This window comes from Bacteroides neonati (assembly GCF_000499785.1).
Classification (GTDB): Bacteria; Bacteroidota; Bacteroidia; order Bacteroidales; family Bacteroidaceae; genus Bacteroides; species Bacteroides neonati.
Map to the genome: position 1 here is coordinate 36,911 of NZ_HG726028.1, position 19,819 is coordinate 56,729.

Sequence of the window (19,819 nt, forward strand, 5' to 3'; positions counted from 1 at the left end):
ATGATGAAACACAATTTTTCTCTTCTCATTGCCTTGCTGTTCTGCTTTACCAACATCTATGCACAACAGTTCAACATCACAGGCACAGTCATTGACAAGAAACTCAACGAACCCATTATCGGAGCGAGTGTTCTTGTAAAAGGAACCAGCAATGGAACCATCACAGACATGGATGGGCAATTTACACTAAAGAATCTCAATAAAGGGAGTGTTCTGACCATTTCTTACATTGGCTATCAACCGCAAACGCTAACCCTTACGGGAACCGAAACTTCACTTCGAATAGCATTGATCGAGGATTCTCAAACACTAGATGAAGTAGTAGTAGTTGGATTCGGTACACAAAAAAAGGTTAACTTAACCGGTGCAGTGAGCAGTGTAGATACGAAACAACTCGAAGCAAGGCCGGTATCTACTATCGGACAAGCCTTACAAGGCACCGTACCCGGATTGAACTTCAATGTGAGTAAGAACGGTGGACAAGTGGGCAGTCGCATGAATGTGGATATTCGCGGTGGTGGTACCATTGGTGCGGGTTCTAACAGTTCCCCGCTTGTACTTATCGATGGTATTGCCGGTGACATGGACGCCTTAAACCCTGACGATATTGAAAACATCTCAGTGCTCAAAGATGCAGCGGCAGCCGCTGTATATGGATCACGTGCACCGTTCGGAGTTATTTTAATTACGACAAAATCGGGTAAACAAGGAAAAACAATGGTTACCTACAATAACAACTTACGCTGGGGGTCGCCAATTAACCTGCCCGATATGATGGATTCATACACCTTTTCGCAGTATATGAACCGTGCTTCGGCTAATGAAGGAGCCGGTCCCATCTTTGACGATGAAACCGTTGCCCGTATTCTAGCCTATCAACGGGGAGAGATTACAACAACAACTGTGCCCAAGCCCGATGGTATTAACTGGGAACTTCATACACGTGCCAACGATAACCTCAAATCCGCAGCTAATTTATAACTGATTCAAATAGCGATTTAATTCACCTAATAGTTCCTACTCGTAGCTTTTCCCCCTGCTTTTCTCCTTGATTTCAGGTTATAGGGCATAGCTTCCCCTTTCCCCAGTTAGCTGAAGGCATAAGTAATCCCACGAAAAGTTGTTTTTACGGACTCCAAAGCAACTTGTATGGTTTGTCGGAATAAATATTGAGTACCCATTGTCTGCCTGTCTTTACCCATTTCGCAGGAACTGTAATGAATCGAAAGATAAATCGTTTGACTCGGCTTACCGGTTCAATATCTTCAAACACGGCTGCAACCTTCTCAATAAGGTAAGCATAAAAGTTTTTAGCCATGGCTGTAAGTAGCAGGAATACTGTATTCTCTTTGAGGAATGAACAGGGAAGATGACTCCACCCGAAATCGTTATTCATCATGTCGAATGTTCTTTCACAGGCTCCACGAGCATTGTAGAAGAGTACAATGTCTTTTTCAGAACTTTCATGGTCATTGGTTAAGATGCACCGATAGGTGTATTCACCATCAAATAGGTCCAATTGGTTGTCCTTACGCTTTTGCCTTTGAATAACAAGTCGGTAGTTTTCTTCTTGCAAAAAGGAAGTAAAAGGTATGGAGGTCACTTCATAATTCTCGAAGTTGATTTCTTCTTTTTTCCAATCTGTGATTTTCGTCATTTCTTCATACAGAGACTGACATTTGCCGGCTCGTATGTAGAACTTGTTGCAGTAGCCATGTGTCATACGGATAATCTCTTCCGAATAAGAACCACAGTCCATCCGGCAACGGTCTATGAATATTCCCCTATCGGCCAAACGACGAAAAGTCCGTTGGAGCGTATCCGCTTGACGAAAACGGACATTTGCGTTTGCGGCCCGATTTTCCACACCAACAATGTTACCACCAATAGTTGCCGTGCCGGGGAAATAACCACGTTTTTTCTTGTAAGAATACTGAGTGTCATACTTTTCTGTGGGAATAAACTGGTGGTCGAAGTCCAAGTTATAAAGCGTGTTTGGCTTGAGTTGTTCTGTTTGAAGGAGCATATCGAGCATCAAACTATTAAGCTGTTCCGCCTTATTGAAAGCATAGCTTGCTCCTTTTTGGGAAGTATAGTGGATATCCAATTCTGCGAGTTCTTTTATGCCTCTCAATAAAGTATCCGGACTGGGGATTTCAGTATCCGGGCGTAATTCAAGATGTTTGCCAAGGTGTTTGCCGATATCTTCGATGTGGTCACCGCCGCAATAGTAGATCCAAAATAGGCTCGAAATAATTTCGCTATATTGGTAACCGGCGTAGGAAGAACGTAATCCTAAAGATTTATCGATCACGGAATTCAGTCCTAAACGAGAAAATTCATCCATTGCGTAAAATATACCCCCAAAAGGAGTGATATTATCTGATTTTATGGCTATTTTTGTTGTCATATGCACAAGTACCTTTATGGTTTGTTTGGTAGCACTAATTTAGGTGAATCTTGTGACATAACCAAACCTTGAGGATGTTATTCATCCTCAAGTGTTTGGATTCTCTGAAAATAATATGACTGCGGATTTAAGGGATAATGTAAACTGGTTGAAAACACATTACAAGAACAATGCCTTTTCACAGGACCACAGCCTAAACATTAGCGGTGGTACAGACAAGCTGAATTATTATGTTTCAGGAGGTTTTCTTAATCAAGGAGGAAACTTACGCTTCAGCGATGATAGCTTCAAGCGCATCAATGTAGCCTCGAAAATCGGATCACAAATCAACAGCATGCTGAAAGTTGGACTAAATATGCGTTTCATACGAGAAGAACTGGACAGACCTACTTATTTGAGTGACGATGGACTTTTTCTGCATAGCATTGCGCGTAATTGGCCTACCATGCCATTGAAAGACAACAATGGTTTTTATCTACGGAATGCCAAAATCATGAACCTACAAGATGGAGGCCGGCACAACCGGACAAAAGATGCCATCGACTTACAAGGAACGGCCCTGTTTACCCCACTTAAGAATTGGAATATCAATGCCGAGATCAGTCATCGCTTGGAAAACTTTGTATGGCAAGAAAACGTGGCAAAGATCTATTTGCACGATGTCAAAGGGAATCCTATTCCCGAAGGTTTCAATGATAAACTAGGACCGGGATCATCGTATGCCAAACAACAAGCACAGCGTACTACACTGACCACTATCAACTTGTTCTCTGACTACACCTATCAGTTAGCTAAACATACCTTCAAAGTAATGGCTGGTTTCAACTCGGAAGTTTACAAGATTAATGAGTTCATGGCTCGCAGAGATGATGTCATTTCAGACCTTGTGCCGGCTATCGATACAGCTATGGGAAAAGACTACACTTCCGGTTACCTGAAAGATTGGGCTACAGCCGGTTTCTTCGGTCGGTTAAATTACGATTACGACAGTCGTTATCTACTTGAGGCTAATATCCGCTACGATGGCTCTTCTCGCTTTTTGCGTGATAAAAGATGGAATGTATTCCCTTCATTTTCTGCAGGATGGAATGTTGCCCGGGAAGAATTCTGGGAGCCATTAACTAATATAGTCAACACCCTCAAACCTCGTATATCGTGGGGTAAACTGGGAAATCAGAACACAGAGTCATTCTATCCGTTCTATCCCACGCAACCACTGAAACTGAAAGAAGGAGGATGGATTATTGATAACACCAAACCCACTACAGCTACCGCACCGCTTATGGTCAGTGATTTGCTAACTTGGGAAAAGGTATCCAGTACGAATATCGGTCTCGATTTTGGCATGTTTAACAATAGGTTGACAGGATCATTCGAGTATTTTATACGTAAAACCGACGATATGGTAGGGCCTCCCGAAGAACAATCAGCCATTATCGGTATCAAACCCGGTGATCTGCCACGTGTGAACAATGCTTCACTGCAAACAAACGGATGGGAGCTTATTGTTAACTGGAACGACAGGATTGGAAAAGTTGGCTATACCGTAGGATTCAATATCTCTGATGCGACCCGTAAAGTAACTAAATATCCGAATGCATCCAAATCACTCTCTACCTATTATGAAGGTCAGTTGCTGGGTGAAATCTGGGGATACGAAACCATTGGTATTGCCCGAACAGATGAAGAGATGCAAGCACATCTGGCCAATAATGACCAGTCGAAATTAGGCTCGGCATGGGGTGCAGGAGACATCATGTACAAAGACCTCGATGGTAAGCCGGGTATCTCGTCGGGCGATAATACGGTAGATAACCCGGGTGACCGCAAAGTGATAGGAAACAGTACCCCGCGTTACCAATACGGAATCAATTTAGGAGCTGATTATAAAGGATTTGATTTCCGCTGCTTCTTCCAAGGAGTGATGAAGCGTGACGTATGGGTATCAAGTAGTTATCTATGGGGAGCCAATGTGGAAATGTGGAGCATTATGGGACTCAAAGCCAACGAAGACTTCTTCCGTCCCGAAGGTGACCCAATGGGAGCAAACACAGATGGCTATCTTCCTAAACCCTATTTTGCTGCCGGTAGCAAAAACATCAAGCCGCAAAGCCGTTACCTGCAAGACGCATCTTATCTGCGTTTGAAAAACATACAAATAGGATATACCTTGCCCACAAACCTTGTCAGCAAAATCGGTCTTTCTAAATTTCGTGTTTACTTCTCTGCCGACAATGTATTCACGTTGACAAAAATGTTCGAAACATTCGATCCCGAAGCCATCAATGGAAACTGGGGAGATGACAATGAAAATACACGGGCGAATAATGCCGGAAAGATCTATCCGCTTACACGTACTCTTTCGGCCGGATTTAATGTAACATTCTAAAAAAATAAGACAAAATGAAAAAGAAATACTCTTATATACCCTGTTTGCTATTAAGCGCTATGACGCTTGTACAAACATCATGCAACGATTTTCTGGATAGAGAGCCGCTGTCCTCAGTAACGGCCTCAGCCTATTTAAGTTCGGAAAATGAACTGGCTACATTTGGAGCAGGTAAGTATGAGATACTGCCTTCACACAAAAATCAGAGTTGGGACTTGGGCATATTCTCGCTAGATAACAACAGCGATAATCAGGCAGGAACCACTTTCAATAAAAACTTTGTAAAAGGAGAACTACGAGTAGAATCGGGCAGCGACGATGATGTATGGGACTTTCAAGGTATTCGCGATTGTAACTATTTTCTCGCAACAGTACTCCCGAAGTATGAAGCAAAGAAAATTATTGGAAACGAGGCCAATATTCGTCACTACATTGGCGAGATGTACTTTTTTCGCGCTTACCTATATTTCTTGAAGCTACAACGGGTAGGTGATTGCCCAATCGTGACAACAATATTGACGGATAATTACAACGATTTACTAGAGGCCAACAAGCGCCAACCACGTAATAAAGTAGGTCGATTTATTCTCGAAGATCTGGATAAAGCGATTGAGATGTTGAAAGATGTTGCTCCTCAAGCCAATCGCCTTAACAAAATGTCGGCCCGCTTGCTGAAATCTCGTGTTGCTCTATTTGAAGGCACTTGGGAGAAATATCATGCAGGCACAGCCCGAGTTCCTAAAGGTCCTAACTGGCCCGGAGAAAAATCTGATTACCTGAAAGATTTCACCTATGATGCCAATACCGAAATAAGTTATTTCCTTGGTGAGGCCATGAAAGAAGCACAAATAGTAGCCGATGCACATCCATTGGGCGACTATGCTTCGATGTTCAACAGCTATGACCTCTCTTCAAAAAAGGAGGTACTTTTATGGAGAAAGTACGATAATGCACAGCAAATACAGCACCACGTAAATACATATTTACAAGATGGAGGAGGTGGTGCATCAGGCTTCACCCGCTCATTGGTAGAAAGCTTCCTTATGAAAAACGGATTGCCTATTTATGCTACGGGAAGCACTTATCAGGGCGATGTTACAGTTACAAAAGTACGCCAAAACCGTGATGAACGCTTGGTACAATCAATGATTATACCAGATGAGACACTGATTGCATCTCCCAAACGGATTTTTACACAAGCACCCATTTTGGATACAGATAAATCGAAATCTTCGACGACCGGATATTGCATCCGCAAAGGATTGGATATTACAACCTACAGTATCAATCTTCCCTCTACTACAGCCTGTCCGGTATTCAGATCGGCCGAAGCATACTTAAACTACCTGGAAGCAGACTATGTACTTAATAATCGGTTAGACGCCAAAAGTATTGCTTATTGGAAAGCTTTACGCAAACGGGCAGGAGTAGACGAGGATTTTACCAACACAATCAACCGAACAGACCTCAGCAAAGAGAACGATCTAGCTGTATATTCGGGTAACGCACCTGTCGATGCCACGTTGTATAACATCCGCCGCGAACGTCGCTGCGAATTAATAGCCGAAGGGTTCCGCAAGATGGATATCTATCGTTGGCGCTCATTAGACCGAATGAAAGAATATCATATAGAAGGTTTCAATCTTTGGGATGAAGAGTATAAATCATACGTCAACGCTAGTGGTCAGTCATTATTAGTTGTCGAGGGAGATCCTGGAGTAGCTCCCGACAAAACCAACGTATCGAGAAGGTCGGTAAAATACCTTCGTCCAATGGAGGTCAGAGCCAATAACATAGCTTACAAAGGTTACAATTTTACCACAGCTAACTATCTGGAGCCAATTCCTTTCAACCACTTCCGCTTAAGTACTCCCGAAAAAGGAGGAGATCCCTCAACTTCAATCATCTATCAAAACCCGGGATGGAGTATCGAAGTAGGATCTGCCGGGAACGATTATTGACCATTGGTAGCTTGACTCCAATCAGAATGACAAAATAGAAACGACACAAACTATTTTTAGAATGAAAGGCCATTTGCTTGATTAAACACTTAGCAACTAAGTATTAAAAAGTTTAATGCCTTTCATTCTCTTTCATCTCTGACAATCTCTGTCATTAATTTGTATGATAATCAAAACGACAACTTATAATCAATTTAAAACTATGGTTCGGACTTTACTTCTTACCACTTTCTTCCTCACTAGTTTGTGGAGTAGTGCACAAACAGCATCCCCAACAGGGCTCACTTATCCCGTACCGGCACCTCATCAGTTAAAATGGCACGAAGCCGAACTGGGCGCTGTATTCCATTACGACCTTCACGTATTTGATGGCATTCGCTACGGGCAGGGCAACAACCGCATCAATCCAATCGAAGATTACAACATATTCAACCCTACAGAATTGAATACTGATCAATGGGTGCTAGCCGCCAAAGAAGCAGGATGTAAATTTGCCGTACTTACCGCTACCCATGAAACCGGATTCGGACTGTGGCAAAGTGATGTAAATCCCTATTGCCTTAAAGCTGTTAAATGGCGTGACGGGAAGGGAGACGTTGTACGCGACTTCGTTAACTCCTGCCGTAAATACGGAATACAACCAGGTATCTACGTGGGCATTCGATGGAATTCACTGCTAGGTATCCATAACTTCAAAGCCGAAGGCGAAGGAGAGTTTGCCAAAAACAGACAGGAGTGGTATAAGCGGCTCTGCGAAAAGATGGTAACCGAACTTTGCACACGCTACGGTGATCTGTTCATGATTTGGTTTGATGGGGGAGCCGATGATCCGCGGGGCGAAGGTCCCAACGTGGAACCTATTGTCAATAAATATCAGCCTAATTGCCTCTTTTATCATAACATTGATCGCGCCGACTTTCGTTGGGGAGGTTCAGAAAGCGGAACGGTAGAATATCCTTGCTGGTCTACTTTCCCCGTTCCGTGCTCACACCACAAGAAACTGGATGGTGATGCCAACCTACTTGAATTATTGAAGCGAGGCGATAAAGATGGAAAGTATTGGGTACCTGCCATGGCCGACATGCCACTTAGAGGAGCCAACGGACGGCACGAATGGTTTTGGGAACCCGATGATGAAAACAACCTCTATCCATTGAGTGTATTGATGGACAAATATGAAAAATCAGTCGGACGAAATGCCACTCTCATCATCGGTCTAACTCCCGATCCGAGCGGTCTATTACCTAAGGGTGACGTACAACGCCTCAAAGAGATGGGCAATGAAATCAAACGTCGCTTTGATACGCCACTGGCTTCTACAGCCGGAAACAAAAAAAATCTGACGCTTAAACTAGCTAAAAAACAACGGGTAAACTACTGTATCATCCAAGAAAACATGGCCAACGGTGAACGCGTTCGTCAGTATAAAATAGAAGCCAAAGTTGGTGGAAAATGGCAGACTATCTGCACAGGAGAGTCAGTAGGCAACAAACGTATTCAATCATTCGCCCCGGTAGAGACGACGGAATTGCGGCTCGTTATACCTCAATCCGTTGCCATGCCTGATATTCGCAATTTCAGTGTATTTAATATAGAAACAAATGATGAAAAATAATATATTCACCTACTTATTACTTCTGGCGAATACTATTGCTATACCAACAACAGTATTTGCACAGAACACTTTTGACTATACGAAGGGGAAATCATTTCAAGAGATTCCTTCGCTCAAAATGACGAATACCATTGATCTGAGCCAACTTTCCACTCCTGTGTTTTATGAGAATGCCATACCTATCAATCAAACAACTCTCTCGTACCGAGTCCAGTTACCGAATCACATACGAGGTCTCTTTTTTAGTCGCGACTTCCGCCCGGGAGATCATCAGTGGCCCAATAATACAAACCGCTTGCTTCCATGGACATTTAACAAACTGAAAGATATCGTACAAACAGATTATCCGGGCATCCCTTCAAATGGTGGGCCATCTCTGTTGGGTGATGCACTCTTACTCGAACTTACCGACGGACGTTATTTGTTTACCAAAGTGCTGGCTGGAGAAAACAGCATCAGTTGGTTCCGGATCAATAATGATGGTACACTTACACTGTTTGTCTCTACCTTAGGCAAAGATGCACTTAGCAACCATACGCCTCTGCTCCTGTCAATGACAGATACTTCTGTTTACGGTGTTGTACAAAATGCCTACCGGAGTTTAATGGTCGATAAGAATATTTCAACAACAGCACCTCGAGAGGATAAAAAGTATTTTGATGCCTTCAATTATCTGGGATGGTGCACTTGGGAGCATTATCACTTCGATATTGACGAGCAGAAAATAATAAGCGACATGGATGTTATTGAGAAATCGGGTATTCCGATACGGTACGTACTTATTGACGACGGTACCATTCAGTCGGACAAGAAGGAGCGACTAAGCAGTATGCAGCCTTTATCGAACTCCTTCCCCAATGGTTTTGCACGTATCATAGCCCGTAAAAATAAGGACAAGATTAAATGGATGGGATTATGGCACAGCTTATCGGGTTATTGGCAGGGAATCTCTCCCGACAATACGTTACCGACAGCCATGCAGCATACTTTGTACGAACACAATGAAAGCATGTTGCCCGGACCTTCTACTGCTCACATACAGCAGTTTTACCGGCATTACGTACAGACACTCAAAAACTACGGATTCGATTTCATCAAGGTTGATAACCAATCTTTCACATTGCCGCTCTATATGGGAGGTACTCAAGTAATCCATCAGGCTAAAGCATGTAATCAGGCGTTGGAAGAGCAGACACACCGACAAAAGGTCGGATTAATGAATTGTATGGCTCAGAATATCTTGAATACAGATCATACCCGATACAGTTCTGTTGCCCGAGTCAGCATTGATTACAAGAAATACAATAAGGATATGGCTAAGTCGCACCTGTTTCAATCGTATGCAAACACCCTTTTACAGGGGCAGAGCATATGGCCCGATCACGATATGTTCCACTCTTCGGATAGTATCTGCGGTTCCCTGATGGCTCGTTCCAAAGCTATCTCGGGCGGACCGGTCTATTTATCAGATGCACCCGAAATGTTTGCTAAAGAAAATATCTTACCGTTGATAGATACAGACGGAAAGTTATTTCGTCCGGTAGCACCGGCCGTTCCCACCCCCGAATCAATATTAATCAACCCGTTGATGGATGGCAAAGCTTATCGCGTATTTGCACCAACCGGCGACGAAGCAGTCGCACTGATTTGTTATAACCTAAATACATCAAACGCACATTCAACCGTATCAGCCACTATACACAAAGCCGATTATCTACTGCGGGAGGGGACGGAGAAGTCCATTCATCCCAAAGAAGACAGAGTGCTCTTGTTCGACTGGCAACAGCAAACAGCAGAAGAGTTGAAAACAGAGAAACAGATCGAGCTGAATGGCTTCACAGACAGGTTATTCCACTTATGTCCCATACGCAATGGTTGGGCAGTGGTCGGATTACAAGACAAATACCTGTCACCGGCAACCGTAGAGATTCTCGCACGCAGCAATGACCGGTTAACTCTTCGAGTACTTTCGCCCGGTATATTAAGAGTATGGGTAGAGACCCTCGATAAGCAAGAGCTAAGAAGTATTCAAATACAGACTCCTCAAAAAATAACCATTTATAAAAACCGATAACATACACTCTAATGAATACAGACAGATGGCTTACCATCGCACTTGCACCATTGGCCATAACCCAGATGCAGGCGCAAGATAAAGTTCAACCCGAGCGAACAGATAAACGTCCTAACATCATCCTCTTCATGGTCGATGACATGGGTTGGCAAGACACTTCACTCCCTTTCTGGACACAGAAAACCCGCTTTAACGAACTGTACGAAACACCCAATATGGAACGCCTTGCCCGGCAGGGAATGATGTTTACACAAGCTTATGCCTCCAGTATCAGTTCGCCTACCCGTTGCAGTTTGTTAACAGGAACAAATGTAGCCCGTCATCGGGTTACCAACTGGACTTTAAAAAAGGGGGAGACGACCGATATGAAAAGCGATATACTCGAACTACCCGAGTGGAATTACAATGGTATTTGTCAGGTTAAGGGTATTCCGAACACCTACTACGCCACCTCTTTTGTACAATTACTCAAAGACAGCGGATACCATACCATCCATTGTGGTAAGGCCCATTTTGGTGCACTTGATACACCGGGCGAAAGTCCCCTTCATCTGGGCTTCGAAGTCAATATTACCGGACATGCTGCAGGTGGGTTAGCCAGTTATCTGGGTGAACAGAATTACGGACACACCAAGGATGGTAAAGCAACCTCTCTGATGTCTATTCCGGGATTGGAGAAATACTGGGGCACCTCTACGTTTGCTACCGAGGCCTTGACAATCGAAGCCATCAAAGCACTCGATCATGCCAAACAATTGCAACAGCCCTTTTACCTGTATATGTCGCACTATGCCGTCCACATCCCTATCGATAAGGATATGCGTTTCTATGATAAATACAAAAAGAAAGGAATGCCCGATCACGAAGCAGCCTATGCGGCACTAATTGAGGGCATGGATAAAAGCTTGGGCGATTTACTCGACTGGGTCGATAAAAACGGAGAAGCCGATAACACAATCGTTTTATTTATGAGCGATAACGGAGGCTTCTCAAGCGATTCATCCATACGTGATGGTGAAATACATACCCAAAACGCTCCTCTAAGAAGCGGTAAAGGTTCGGCATATGAAGGAGGTATACGCGAACCGATGATTGTCCGTTGGCCGGGAGTAGTAAAACCGGATACCAAGTGCGACAGCTATTTGGAGATAGAAGACTTCTACCCTACCCTACTTGAAATGGCACAAGTAAAGAAGTACAAAACCGTACAACCGATTGACGGTATCAGCTTCATGCCACTACTAACTCAGTCGGGAGACCCTTCTAAGAAACGTAACCTCTACTGGAATTGCCCGAATATATGGGGCAACAAAGGCCCCGGTATCGGTCCCACTTGTACCATACGCAGTGGAGATTGGAAACTGATTTATTTCTACGAAAGCGGGCGGAAAGAGCTCTATAATATTCCTACTGACATTGGCGAAAAGAACGATCTGTCTGCAACACATCCCGACATAACGAAGCGCCTCTCAAAGGAATTGGGAAAGTATCTGCGGAAGGTAGACGGGCAGCGCCCCTCATTTAAAGCAACAGGTAAGCCGTGTCCTTGGCCCGACGAATCGACACAAATTCAACCGCTAGTACAACAGACAACATTGTCCGACAAGATAATACCCATCAATACTATCCCTTTTTAAAACAACTCCAATGGACAAAACATCCTTTTTATAACTTCTCCGACAATAACGATGATTCATCGATTTGCTTAGCCCACTTGTATGAAGTGTCATTAGCAAATCGATGAATCATCATTATTATTGGAAAAGGTTTACTATTTATGCATCTCTACTATTTGAGTAGGAGCCATTTCTACGTTGCGGCGATCTACCTGACGAACCACAGCCGCAGCCAATGATAAGAATGCACGACCTGTAATGGAGTCTTCATTCAAAGCCACAGGTGTTCCGTTGTCTCCACCTTCGCAAATACTCTGTACAATCGGAATTTGCCCCAGTAAGGGAACATTCATATCTTCGGCCAGTTTCTTTGCACCTTCACGACCGAAAATGTAGTACTTATTCTCGGGCAATTCGGCCGGAGTGAACCAAGCCATATTTTCCACCAGACCAAGAATGGGTACATTTACTTTCTCATTGGTAAACATATTAATGCCTTTCCGGGCATCGGCCAACGCCACTTCTTGCGGAGTACTTACCACAATGGCACCGGTCATAGCCAAGGTTTGTACCACCGTTAAGTGGATATCGCTTGTGCCGGGAGGAAGATCGATCAGGAAATAATCAAGATCACCCCAAAGAGCATCTCCGATAAGCTGCTTCAAGGCATTACTTGCCATACCACCTCGCCACAATGTAGCTTGATCGGGATCGACGAAGAAGCCGATAGACAATAATTTAACACCGTATTTCTCAACCGGAATAATCATATCGCGTCCATCTACATGTTCGGAATGCGGACGGGCATCTTCTACCTGAAACATCTTAGGCATTGAAGGGCCAAAAATATCGGCATCGAGCAAACCCACTTTATAACCAAGTTTGGCCAAAGATACAGCTAAGTTGGCCGATACGGTAGATTTACCTACACCTCCTTTGCCGGAAGAGATACCGATGATATTTTTCACCTGTGGCAGCAGTTTGCCCACTTTAGGACGTGCTGTTTGTACGGTAACCACGCTGATATTGCCGGCTATCTCCACTTCTTTACTTACATAAGTTAGAATAGCGGCTTCGGCCGATTTGATAACCGACTTCATAAACGGATCGGTTGGCTTCTCAAAAATAAGAGAGAAGGAAACTTTCATTCCCTCGATACGAATATTATCGTCGACCATACCTGATTCTACCAGATTCTTTCCGGTACCAGGATAACGCACTGTTGCCAATGCATCGAGTATTTGTTTTGGATATAAAGTCATTTTATTTACTGGTTTGTGATCCGCTTCGTTTGCTACGGTTATAGCTACGATACGAATCGAGTTCAATTTCTACATCGGGTTCGTGCAACTCGCCTTGTTGGGGAAGCAAGAACTTAAGATACTTAATACTTAAACCACGATCGAGCCATTGTTGTTCATAATAGGTTTTGATTCCTAAAATATCATCAACCAGATCGGAGTGATACAAGTCTTCGGTAATAAACTCAACTGGAAGCTTATTGGTTTCGACCATATAACGAGTATAGGTAAACATGAAGTTACTATCCGTTTTGAGGTGTACAATGCCGTCAGGTTTGAGGAAACGACGATAGCGATTCATGAAATAAGTCGAGGTCAGACGCTTCGTGGCTTTCTTCATCTGCGGGTCTGAAAAGGTGAGCCATATTTCACTGACTTCGCCTTCGGCAAAGAAGCGATCAATGATCTCAATGTTTGTCCGTAAAAAAGCAACATTGGTCATACCCGCTTCAAGAGCCTCGGTAGCTCCGGTCCACATACGTGAACCTTTGATATCGACAGCTATAAAATTCTTGTCGGGAAACATACGTCCCAGCCCCACTGTATATTCGCCGCGTCCGCAACCCAGTTCTAACACAATCGGATGATCGTTCTTAAAGAACGTTTCATTCCACTTGCCCTTCATCTCAAAAGGCACATTGTCCGCTGCGGAGTAAGGATACTCAAACACGTGCGGATAACTTGCCATATCGGCAAACTTCTCTAATTTATTTTTTCCCATAAAACTCAAAAAAGCCCGTATGTATCACGGGCTCCTTTTTTCTTTAGTAATTGATTAACTTTATTTCATTATACGACAGTCTGGAGATTACTCTTAAGATCTTCGTAAAAAGCAGCACGTGATGTACTTACATAAGGTCTCAACCAGAACATACCAATACCGCAAGTCAGTATACTTAATAAGACCCAACCGATAAAACTAAGATCAAGCAGAAATAGTTTCATCTTGTTGCCCGACATCAGTCTCATACTCTGATCGATGGCAGCCTCATATCTTAATTCGGGCTGATCGAGCAAAATATAATGAGTCATTGCATAAGAGTAATACTTAATTATACCGGGAACAACCAATAGTAATGACCACAAGAAAGTGTAAACAGCTTGTAGCAGAACCGTTCCCAAGATACGACCATAGTCATTGAAGCCATCGAACAAAGAACCGATATTTAACTCTTCGCCCCGATACCTTTTCAAGAAAAGTATTGAAAAGCCATATTTGACCGGCAACAATAAAATGCACACAATAGGACCAACAAATGGAACAGCAGCAGGCACACCTAAAACTGCCGAAAAGACCAAAGCCGCCAAAGCCGCCATCACCCATTGCCCAGACAGCGCATTCCGCGCCTCTAAACGTAACGTTGAATTTTCCTTAAGCATATCAATAAGTATTGGTTATTGTCTAAATTCATTCTACAAACGTAATCCAACCATGCATATCGGGCTCTTCGCCATACTGAATACCACGAAGTTTATTATAAAGCTTGGTGCAGACAGGTCCCGGTTTACCATCTTTGGCAATGATATAAGACTTGTCTTTCTCCAAGTCGTCAATACGCTCGATGGGGCTAATTACAGCCGCTGTACCACAAGCTCCGGCTTCCTCGAAGGTGCTCAGCTCCTCTTCGGCAATGGGGCGACGCTCTACTGTCATTCCCATATCTTCGGCCAACTGCATCAAACTCTTATTCGTGATAGAGGGCAGAATAGAGCTCGACTTCGGAGTGATGTACGTATTATCTTTGATACCGAAGAAGTTGGCAGCACCACACTCATCGATAAATTTCTTTTCTTTAGCATCGAGATAGAACTCGGCAGCATATCCCAAATCATGGGCTTTCTTGCTGGCACGCAAACTGGCTGCATAGTTACCTCCCACTTTGAAAGTACCGGTTCCATGAGGAGCAGCACGATCAAACTCACGAATAATAACATAAGGATTCGTAGAGAATCCGCCTTTAAAGTAAGGGCCTACAGGTGTTACAAACACGACAAACATATATTCATCGGCCGGACGAACGCCTACTTGAGCACCGGTACCAATCAATAACGGACGGATGTAAAGGGATGCACCTGTTCCGTAGGGCGGAATGAAACGTTCGTTCAGTTTCACTACCTTAAGAATCGCTTCCTTGAAACGTTCGGTTGGCAGTTCGGCCATCATGATACCCTGACAAGTCGATTGCAAACGTGCAGCATTCTCTTCCAAACGGAAGATACGCACTTTGCCATCTACACCGCGAAAGGCTTTCAAGCCTTCGAAAGCTTCCTGTCCATAATGCAGACAAGTGGCTGCCATGTGCATATTCAAATGCTCGTCGCTGCTCACTTCAAGCTCACCCCAGGCATTGTTACGAAAATTGATTCTCACATTGTAATCTGTCTTCATATATCCGAACGACAAATTGGCCCAATCTATTTCTTGCATGTTATTATGTATTAGTTATTTCATCTTCTGTTTAAGCAACAAAAATAACTTTTATTCTTCAGACTTCCTCTTTTCTTGCAGTAATTTTTCAATTTCCACATCGGCTTTCGTCAATTTCTTCTTGCAAAAAGCAATAATCTCATTGGCTTCTTTTATTTTCTCTCCCAATGCATCTATCTCTAACTCATTGGCATCTATCTGGCGGACAATCTTCTCCAAGCGTTCCATCGCCTGAGAATATGTTTCTTTTTTTACTGGCATATATTTAGTTTCTATTTTAACGGTTTATGATTGATTATAGAAGTAACCTCTCCTTTATACAGGCGGGTAGTCAACTCATCGCCCGCTCGTAGTTGAGAGCTATCGGTAACTACTTTGCCTTCTTTGAGCGTGATACTGTATCCTCTACTCAGTAGTTTATCGGGCGAAGCATCGGAAACACGTTGCTGAAGAAGTTCGAGCCGGTGTTTTTGATGCGAAAGCAGCGTTATAGATGCACGCTTCAACTCTTTGCCTACCGTAAGCAAAGCATAGTGGGCATCACTTAAACACAGCCCGACCGAAGAAGAGATACGAGACTGACTCGTAGATAATTTACGACGTTCGAGCTCCAAACGAGCCAACGTACGCTGCTCCAATTGTGTAGCTAAGTCGGCTAAGCGAACGGCCGTTTCGTGCATCAGATTAATCAGCAGTTCGGCAGCAGCCGTAGGCGTTTTTACGCGTGTGTGCGCTACGGAGTCGAGCACTGTTTCGTCACGTTCGTGTCCGATACCCGTAATAATAGGTAGAGGAAATTGTGCACAAGAGGCGGCCAGCAGATAGGTATCAAAACCAGACAAATCGGAGGTTGCTCCTCCCCCACGAATAATAACAACCATATCAAAATCGGCTATCCGGGCATTGATGCGATCGAGGGCAGCGAGAACGGATTCCTCGACTTGACTGCCCTGCATCAGTGCCGGAAACAGTTCGGTATAAAAGAAAAATCGATACGGGTTGTTTTGTAACTGATGACAAAAATCACCGTACCCGGCAGCAGTAGCCGATGAGATGACGGCAATACGCTGCGGCAGTTCGGGTAGTTCCAACTCCTTATTCAAGGTAAGTACACCTTCTTGGGCCAGTTGCAACAAAATCTCTCGACGGCGACGAGCCATATCACCCAGCGTATAAGTAGGATCGATGTCTTGTACGGTCAGGCTATAGCCATATAGTTCGTGGAACTGAACGGTTACTTTGATCAGCACTTTGATACCCGATGTGAAAAGTTGTCCGGTAGCCTCCTCAAAGTAAGGTTTCAGCAATCGGTACACATTGTTCCATATATTGCCACGAGCTTTCGCAATCAGGTTGTTGCTACGCGGATCTTTTTGGATGAGTTCTAGGTAACAATGCCCGGTTGCATTCGAACGGACATCGCTCAGCTCCGCCTGCACCCAATATTCATCGGGTAGGCATTGTTCCAAGCTTCGCTTGACCAACGCATTAAGTTCCAGCAGAGAAAACGGGTGTTGATTCATCGGGTTGTTTGATAAGCATTCCACATATCGGGTACACCGTAGCCGTAAATATTATCCGGAAACTTCGAACGGTCGCCCGAACGTTGCACCAGTTCGATTACCTCTTTCGCAGTCAGCTCCGGACGAGACTGCCAAAGACAGGTAACCATACCGCAAAGGATGGGCGAGGCAAAAGAGGTACCATTGCCACGACGTATGATACCATCGGTACCCATTACGTCCGATCCCAGACCTACTGCCACAACATCGGGTTTTATCCGGTTGTCGGCCGTATTGCCTATCGACGAGAAAGAGGCTAATAACCCTTTCTTATCAATAGCACCTGTGGTCAGTACATGGTCTGCATCACCCGGAGGTGTTATCTTTTTCCACGAGCCGGCTCCTGCATTGCCCGCGCTACATACTAAAATCATTCCTTTATCGGCTACTTTCGAGGCTTGTCTCGACATTAGTGCCGTATGTCCGTCAAGGTCGCGGTATCTGTAGTTCTTCGAAGGATCATCAAAGGTATAGTACCCCAAAGAGGTATTCACCACATCGACTCCTACACTATCGGCAAATTCGATAGCAGCTGCCCAATAATCCTGCTCGACCAGATGCTCCGTTGCTTCATCTTCGCTGCGAAGCAACCAGTAAGAGGCTTCGGGCGCCGTACCAACCATGATATGAGGTTGATTCATTGCCATACAAGAGAGCACACTCAAGCCGTGACTACTCTCGGCATAAATATCCGAATCGGGGTTGACAAAATCTCTTGTACCCAGCACGCGTATGTTCTGCATCGCTTTGATGCGATCCATATTATGAAAGCCGGCATCGATGACTGCAATAGTCATTCCCTGCCCCTTGAAACCGGCATCATGCAGTTTATCGCCATGGCTCATCTGAATCTGGCTAATAGCCGGGCCGTACAAACTATCTGTTTTGACCGGTGTGTTTATTAACGAATCGCGTTTGGGGGGCACTGACGTTATTTTGGACTGCGGAACCATCCATACTTTTTCGATACTACGCACGAAAGGTAGACGGGCAATCCTGTTCATCACCGTCGAGTCGTTGCACGATACGGTTACAAAGTTCTCCCACTTTCCAAGCGTAATCACCTTCACCCCTTTTTGGGCAATAGCATCGACATAAACCCTACATACGGGTAGGTCTGTCGAATCAATAGCAAGGTGCTGTTTCTGCCTGCGCGCAATCGATTTTGGCGATAGAAACTCTTCGGGACGGGAAAGCGAATAGGTAGTCTTTGCTTTATCGGTCAGCTGAATACGATATTTCAATGTATCCTGTTGGGCCGATGCTCCAATGGCGACAAAGGCAAAGAGTATAGGTGCGATAAACTTCTTCATGAATGGGGTATCTTTCTATATGGTTAACTCAGTTATATGGGTTTATTCATTTTCGGAGATGACTAATCCAAGACCTCTTTGGGAAGCGATAAAAGCACCACCCAGTACGCGAGAGCCATCGTAAAACACGGCCGACTGTCCCGGAGTAATAGCCGAGGCCTCTGCCAGAAAGTGAACCAGCAGGCGACCATCGTTCAATCGTTTGACTTGACAAGAAATGGGGCGACTTCGATAACGGATACGAACAGTCAACTGTTCGCAGGCAAAAAGCTCCTGCTCATCGATGATATTGTCTTGCTCCGTCAACATATATTCGGCACGCAACTGTTCGGGCTCTCCAAGCATGACCGTATTTTTCTGCGGATTTATCTTCAACACATAAGCAGGCTTGCCAAGTGCAATTTCCAGTCCTTTGCGCTGCCCGATGGTATAATAGGGAAAACCTTTGTGCTGTCCTAGTTTTACGCCTTCGGAGTTAACAAACCATCCGGGGCCTATCTCGGCATCGAGTTCCGGACATTGATCGCGAAGAAAATCACGATAATCGCCTTTGATGAAGCAGACTTCCATGCTTTCGCCCTCTTTCGATTTGGCTTCGTATCCCTTCTCGCGCAAATAATCGCGTACTTTAAGCTTGGTAAAGTTGCCCAATGGAAAGATGCACCGCTTAAGTGTATCCTGCCCCAAACGCCAGAGAAAATAGGACTGGTCTTTCTTTTCATCGTCGCCCGTCACAATGTAAATCTTGCCATTGCGCCGGTCTAAACGCGAATAATGACCGGTTGCAATCCAGTCGCAACCCAATTTATCGGCCCACTCGGTCAGCATACGAAACTTAAACAGCGGATTGCACATGACACAAGGATTGGGCGTGCGCCCCTGCCTGTACTCATCAATAAAGTTCTTAACAATGGTATCTTTAAACGGGATACGTTCATCTGCCACATAATGTTCAATCCCCATTCGTGCCGCCAACTCTCTGGCATCCTGAGGTTCATCGCCCCAAACACGCATGGTTACTCCTACGATCTCGTATCCTTGCTCTTGCAACATCAGACAGGTGGCCGTACTATCAATGCCACCACTCATACCTACCAGTACTCGCTTATTGGGTTCTTTCATTCCGCTCTAAAAGTTCGATTTTTGCAAA

The 19,819-nt window shown here is 44.4% G+C and carries 13 protein-coding genes and 2 pseudogenes; 6 read left to right on the forward strand and 9 right to left on the reverse strand.

Annotated features, from left to right (window positions below):
• Positions 1–3: 3 nt before the first annotated feature.
• Positions 4–960 (forward strand): annotated as a pseudogene (locus TY03_RS19675) (carboxypeptidase-like regulatory domain-containing protein); the annotation flags it as partial.
• A gap of 166 nt (positions 961–1,126) precedes the next feature.
• Here TY03_RS19675 and TY03_RS19680 read toward each other — a convergent pair.
• Entirely contained in the window at positions 1,127–2,410 is a 1,284-nt protein-coding gene (locus tag TY03_RS19680) for an IS1380 family transposase (protein WP_042366226.1), read from the reverse strand.
• A 115-nt stretch (positions 2,411–2,525) separates the two neighbouring features.
• Here TY03_RS19680 and TY03_RS19685 point away from each other — a divergent pair, with 115 nt between their 5' ends.
• The 5 genes and pseudogenes from TY03_RS19685 to TY03_RS19705 all read left to right on the forward strand — a co-directional run.
• Positions 2,526–4,799 carry a SusC/RagA family TonB-linked outer membrane protein gene (locus TY03_RS19685; protein ID WP_052332570.1) on the forward strand — a complete coding sequence of 758 codons (2,274 nt, stop codon included), beginning with the start codon at positions 2,526–2,528 and terminating at the stop codon, positions 4,797–4,799.
• A gap of 14 nt (positions 4,800–4,813) precedes the next feature.
• A complete protein-coding gene (locus tag TY03_RS19690; RefSeq protein ID WP_042373138.1) occupies positions 4,814–6,760 on the forward strand; it encodes a RagB/SusD family nutrient uptake outer membrane protein in 1,947 nt (648 codons plus the stop codon).
• Between the two features lie 202 nt (positions 6,761–6,962).
• A complete protein-coding gene (locus TY03_RS19695; RefSeq protein ID WP_042373333.1) occupies positions 6,963–8,375 on the forward strand; it encodes an alpha-L-fucosidase in 1,413 nt (470 codons plus the stop codon).
• On the forward strand, positions 8,365–10,449 hold the full coding sequence (locus tag TY03_RS19700; protein ID WP_042373338.1) for a Sip1-related alpha-galactosidase: 2,085 nt from the start codon (positions 8,365–8,367) through the stop codon (positions 10,447–10,449). Before TY03_RS19695 ends, TY03_RS19700 begins: the two co-directional genes overlap by 11 nt.
• Before the next feature lie 11 nt (positions 10,450–10,460).
• Positions 10,461–12,008: pseudogene (locus TY03_RS19705) on the forward strand (sulfatase); the annotation flags it as partial.
• Positions 12,009–12,220: 212 nt separating this feature from the next.
• Here TY03_RS19705 and TY03_RS19710 read toward each other — a convergent pair.
• The 8 genes from TY03_RS19710 to mnmA all read right to left on the reverse strand — a co-directional run bounded on the left by TY03_RS19710 (position 12,221) and on the right by mnmA (position 19,791).
• Entirely contained in the window at positions 12,221–13,327 is a 1,107-nt protein-coding gene (locus TY03_RS19710; protein ID WP_042373140.1) for an Mrp/NBP35 family ATP-binding protein, read from the reverse strand.
• A gap of 1 nt (position 13,328) precedes the next feature.
• Entirely contained in the window at positions 13,329–14,087 is a 759-nt protein-coding gene (gene trmB, locus TY03_RS19715) for a tRNA (guanosine(46)-N7)-methyltransferase TrmB (protein WP_042373142.1), read from the reverse strand.
• A gap of 68 nt (positions 14,088–14,155) precedes the next feature.
• On the reverse strand, positions 14,156–14,746 hold the full coding sequence (locus TY03_RS19720; protein ID WP_042373145.1) for a DUF975 family protein: 591 nt from the start codon (positions 14,744–14,746) through the stop codon (positions 14,156–14,158).
• 28 nt (positions 14,747–14,774) lie between these two features.
• Positions 14,775–15,794 (reverse strand): branched-chain amino acid aminotransferase, encoded by a 1,020-nt coding sequence (locus tag TY03_RS19725; RefSeq protein WP_042373146.1) that lies wholly within the window; start codon positions 15,792–15,794, stop codon positions 14,775–14,777.
• A gap of 51 nt (positions 15,795–15,845) precedes the next feature.
• Positions 15,846–16,055 (reverse strand): exodeoxyribonuclease VII small subunit, encoded by a 210-nt coding sequence (xseB, locus tag TY03_RS19730; RefSeq protein WP_042373148.1) that lies wholly within the window; start codon positions 16,053–16,055, stop codon positions 15,846–15,848.
• An 11-nt stretch (positions 16,056–16,066) separates the two neighbouring features.
• Positions 16,067–17,317, reverse strand: a complete 1,251-nt coding sequence (gene xseA, locus TY03_RS19735; protein WP_042373150.1) for an exodeoxyribonuclease VII large subunit — start codon at positions 17,315–17,317, stop codon at positions 16,067–16,069.
• A complete protein-coding gene (locus tag TY03_RS19740; RefSeq protein WP_042373152.1) occupies positions 17,314–18,669 on the reverse strand; it encodes a S8 family peptidase in 1,356 nt (451 codons plus the stop codon). Before TY03_RS19740 ends, xseA begins: the two co-directional genes overlap by 4 nt.
• 42 nt (positions 18,670–18,711) lie before the next feature.
• Positions 18,712–19,791, reverse strand: a complete 1,080-nt coding sequence (mnmA, locus tag TY03_RS19745; RefSeq protein WP_042373154.1) for a tRNA 2-thiouridine(34) synthase MnmA — start codon at positions 19,789–19,791, stop codon at positions 18,712–18,714.
• Positions 19,792–19,819 lie beyond the last annotated feature (28 nt).

Coding starts and splice junctions, on each gene's coding strand:
- TY03_RS19680 (WP_042366226.1), bottom strand. CDS start 2,410: ATGACAACAAAAATAGCCATAAAATCAGATAATATCACTCCTTTTGGG.
- TY03_RS19685 (WP_052332570.1), top strand. CDS start 2,526: ATGACTGCGGATTTAAGGGATAATGTAAACTGGTTGAAAACACATTAC.
- TY03_RS19690 (WP_042373138.1), top strand. CDS start 4,814: ATGAAAAAGAAATACTCTTATATACCCTGTTTGCTATTAAGCGCTATG.
- TY03_RS19695 (WP_042373333.1), top strand. CDS start 6,963: ATGGTTCGGACTTTACTTCTTACCACTTTCTTCCTCACTAGTTTGTGG.
- TY03_RS19700 (WP_042373338.1), top strand. CDS start 8,365: ATGAAAAATAATATATTCACCTACTTATTACTTCTGGCGAATACTATT.
- TY03_RS19710 (WP_042373140.1), bottom strand. CDS start 13,327: ATGACTTTATATCCAAAACAAATACTCGATGCATTGGCAACAGTGCGT.
- trmB (WP_042373142.1), bottom strand. CDS start 14,087: ATGGGAAAAAATAAATTAGAGAAGTTTGCCGATATGGCAAGTTATCCG.
- TY03_RS19720 (WP_042373145.1), bottom strand. CDS start 14,746: ATGCTTAAGGAAAATTCAACGTTACGTTTAGAGGCGCGGAATGCGCTG.
- TY03_RS19725 (WP_042373146.1), bottom strand. CDS start 15,794: ATGCAAGAAATAGATTGGGCCAATTTGTCGTTCGGATATATGAAGACA.
- xseB (WP_042373148.1), bottom strand. CDS start 16,055: ATGCCAGTAAAAAAAGAAACATATTCTCAGGCGATGGAACGCTTGGAG.
- xseA (WP_042373150.1), bottom strand. CDS start 17,317: ATGAATCAACACCCGTTTTCTCTGCTGGAACTTAATGCGTTGGTCAAG.
- TY03_RS19740 (WP_042373152.1), bottom strand. CDS start 18,669: ATGAAGAAGTTTATCGCACCTATACTCTTTGCCTTTGTCGCCATTGGA.
- mnmA (WP_042373154.1), bottom strand. CDS start 19,791: ATGAAAGAACCCAATAAGCGAGTACTGGTAGGTATGAGTGGTGGCATT.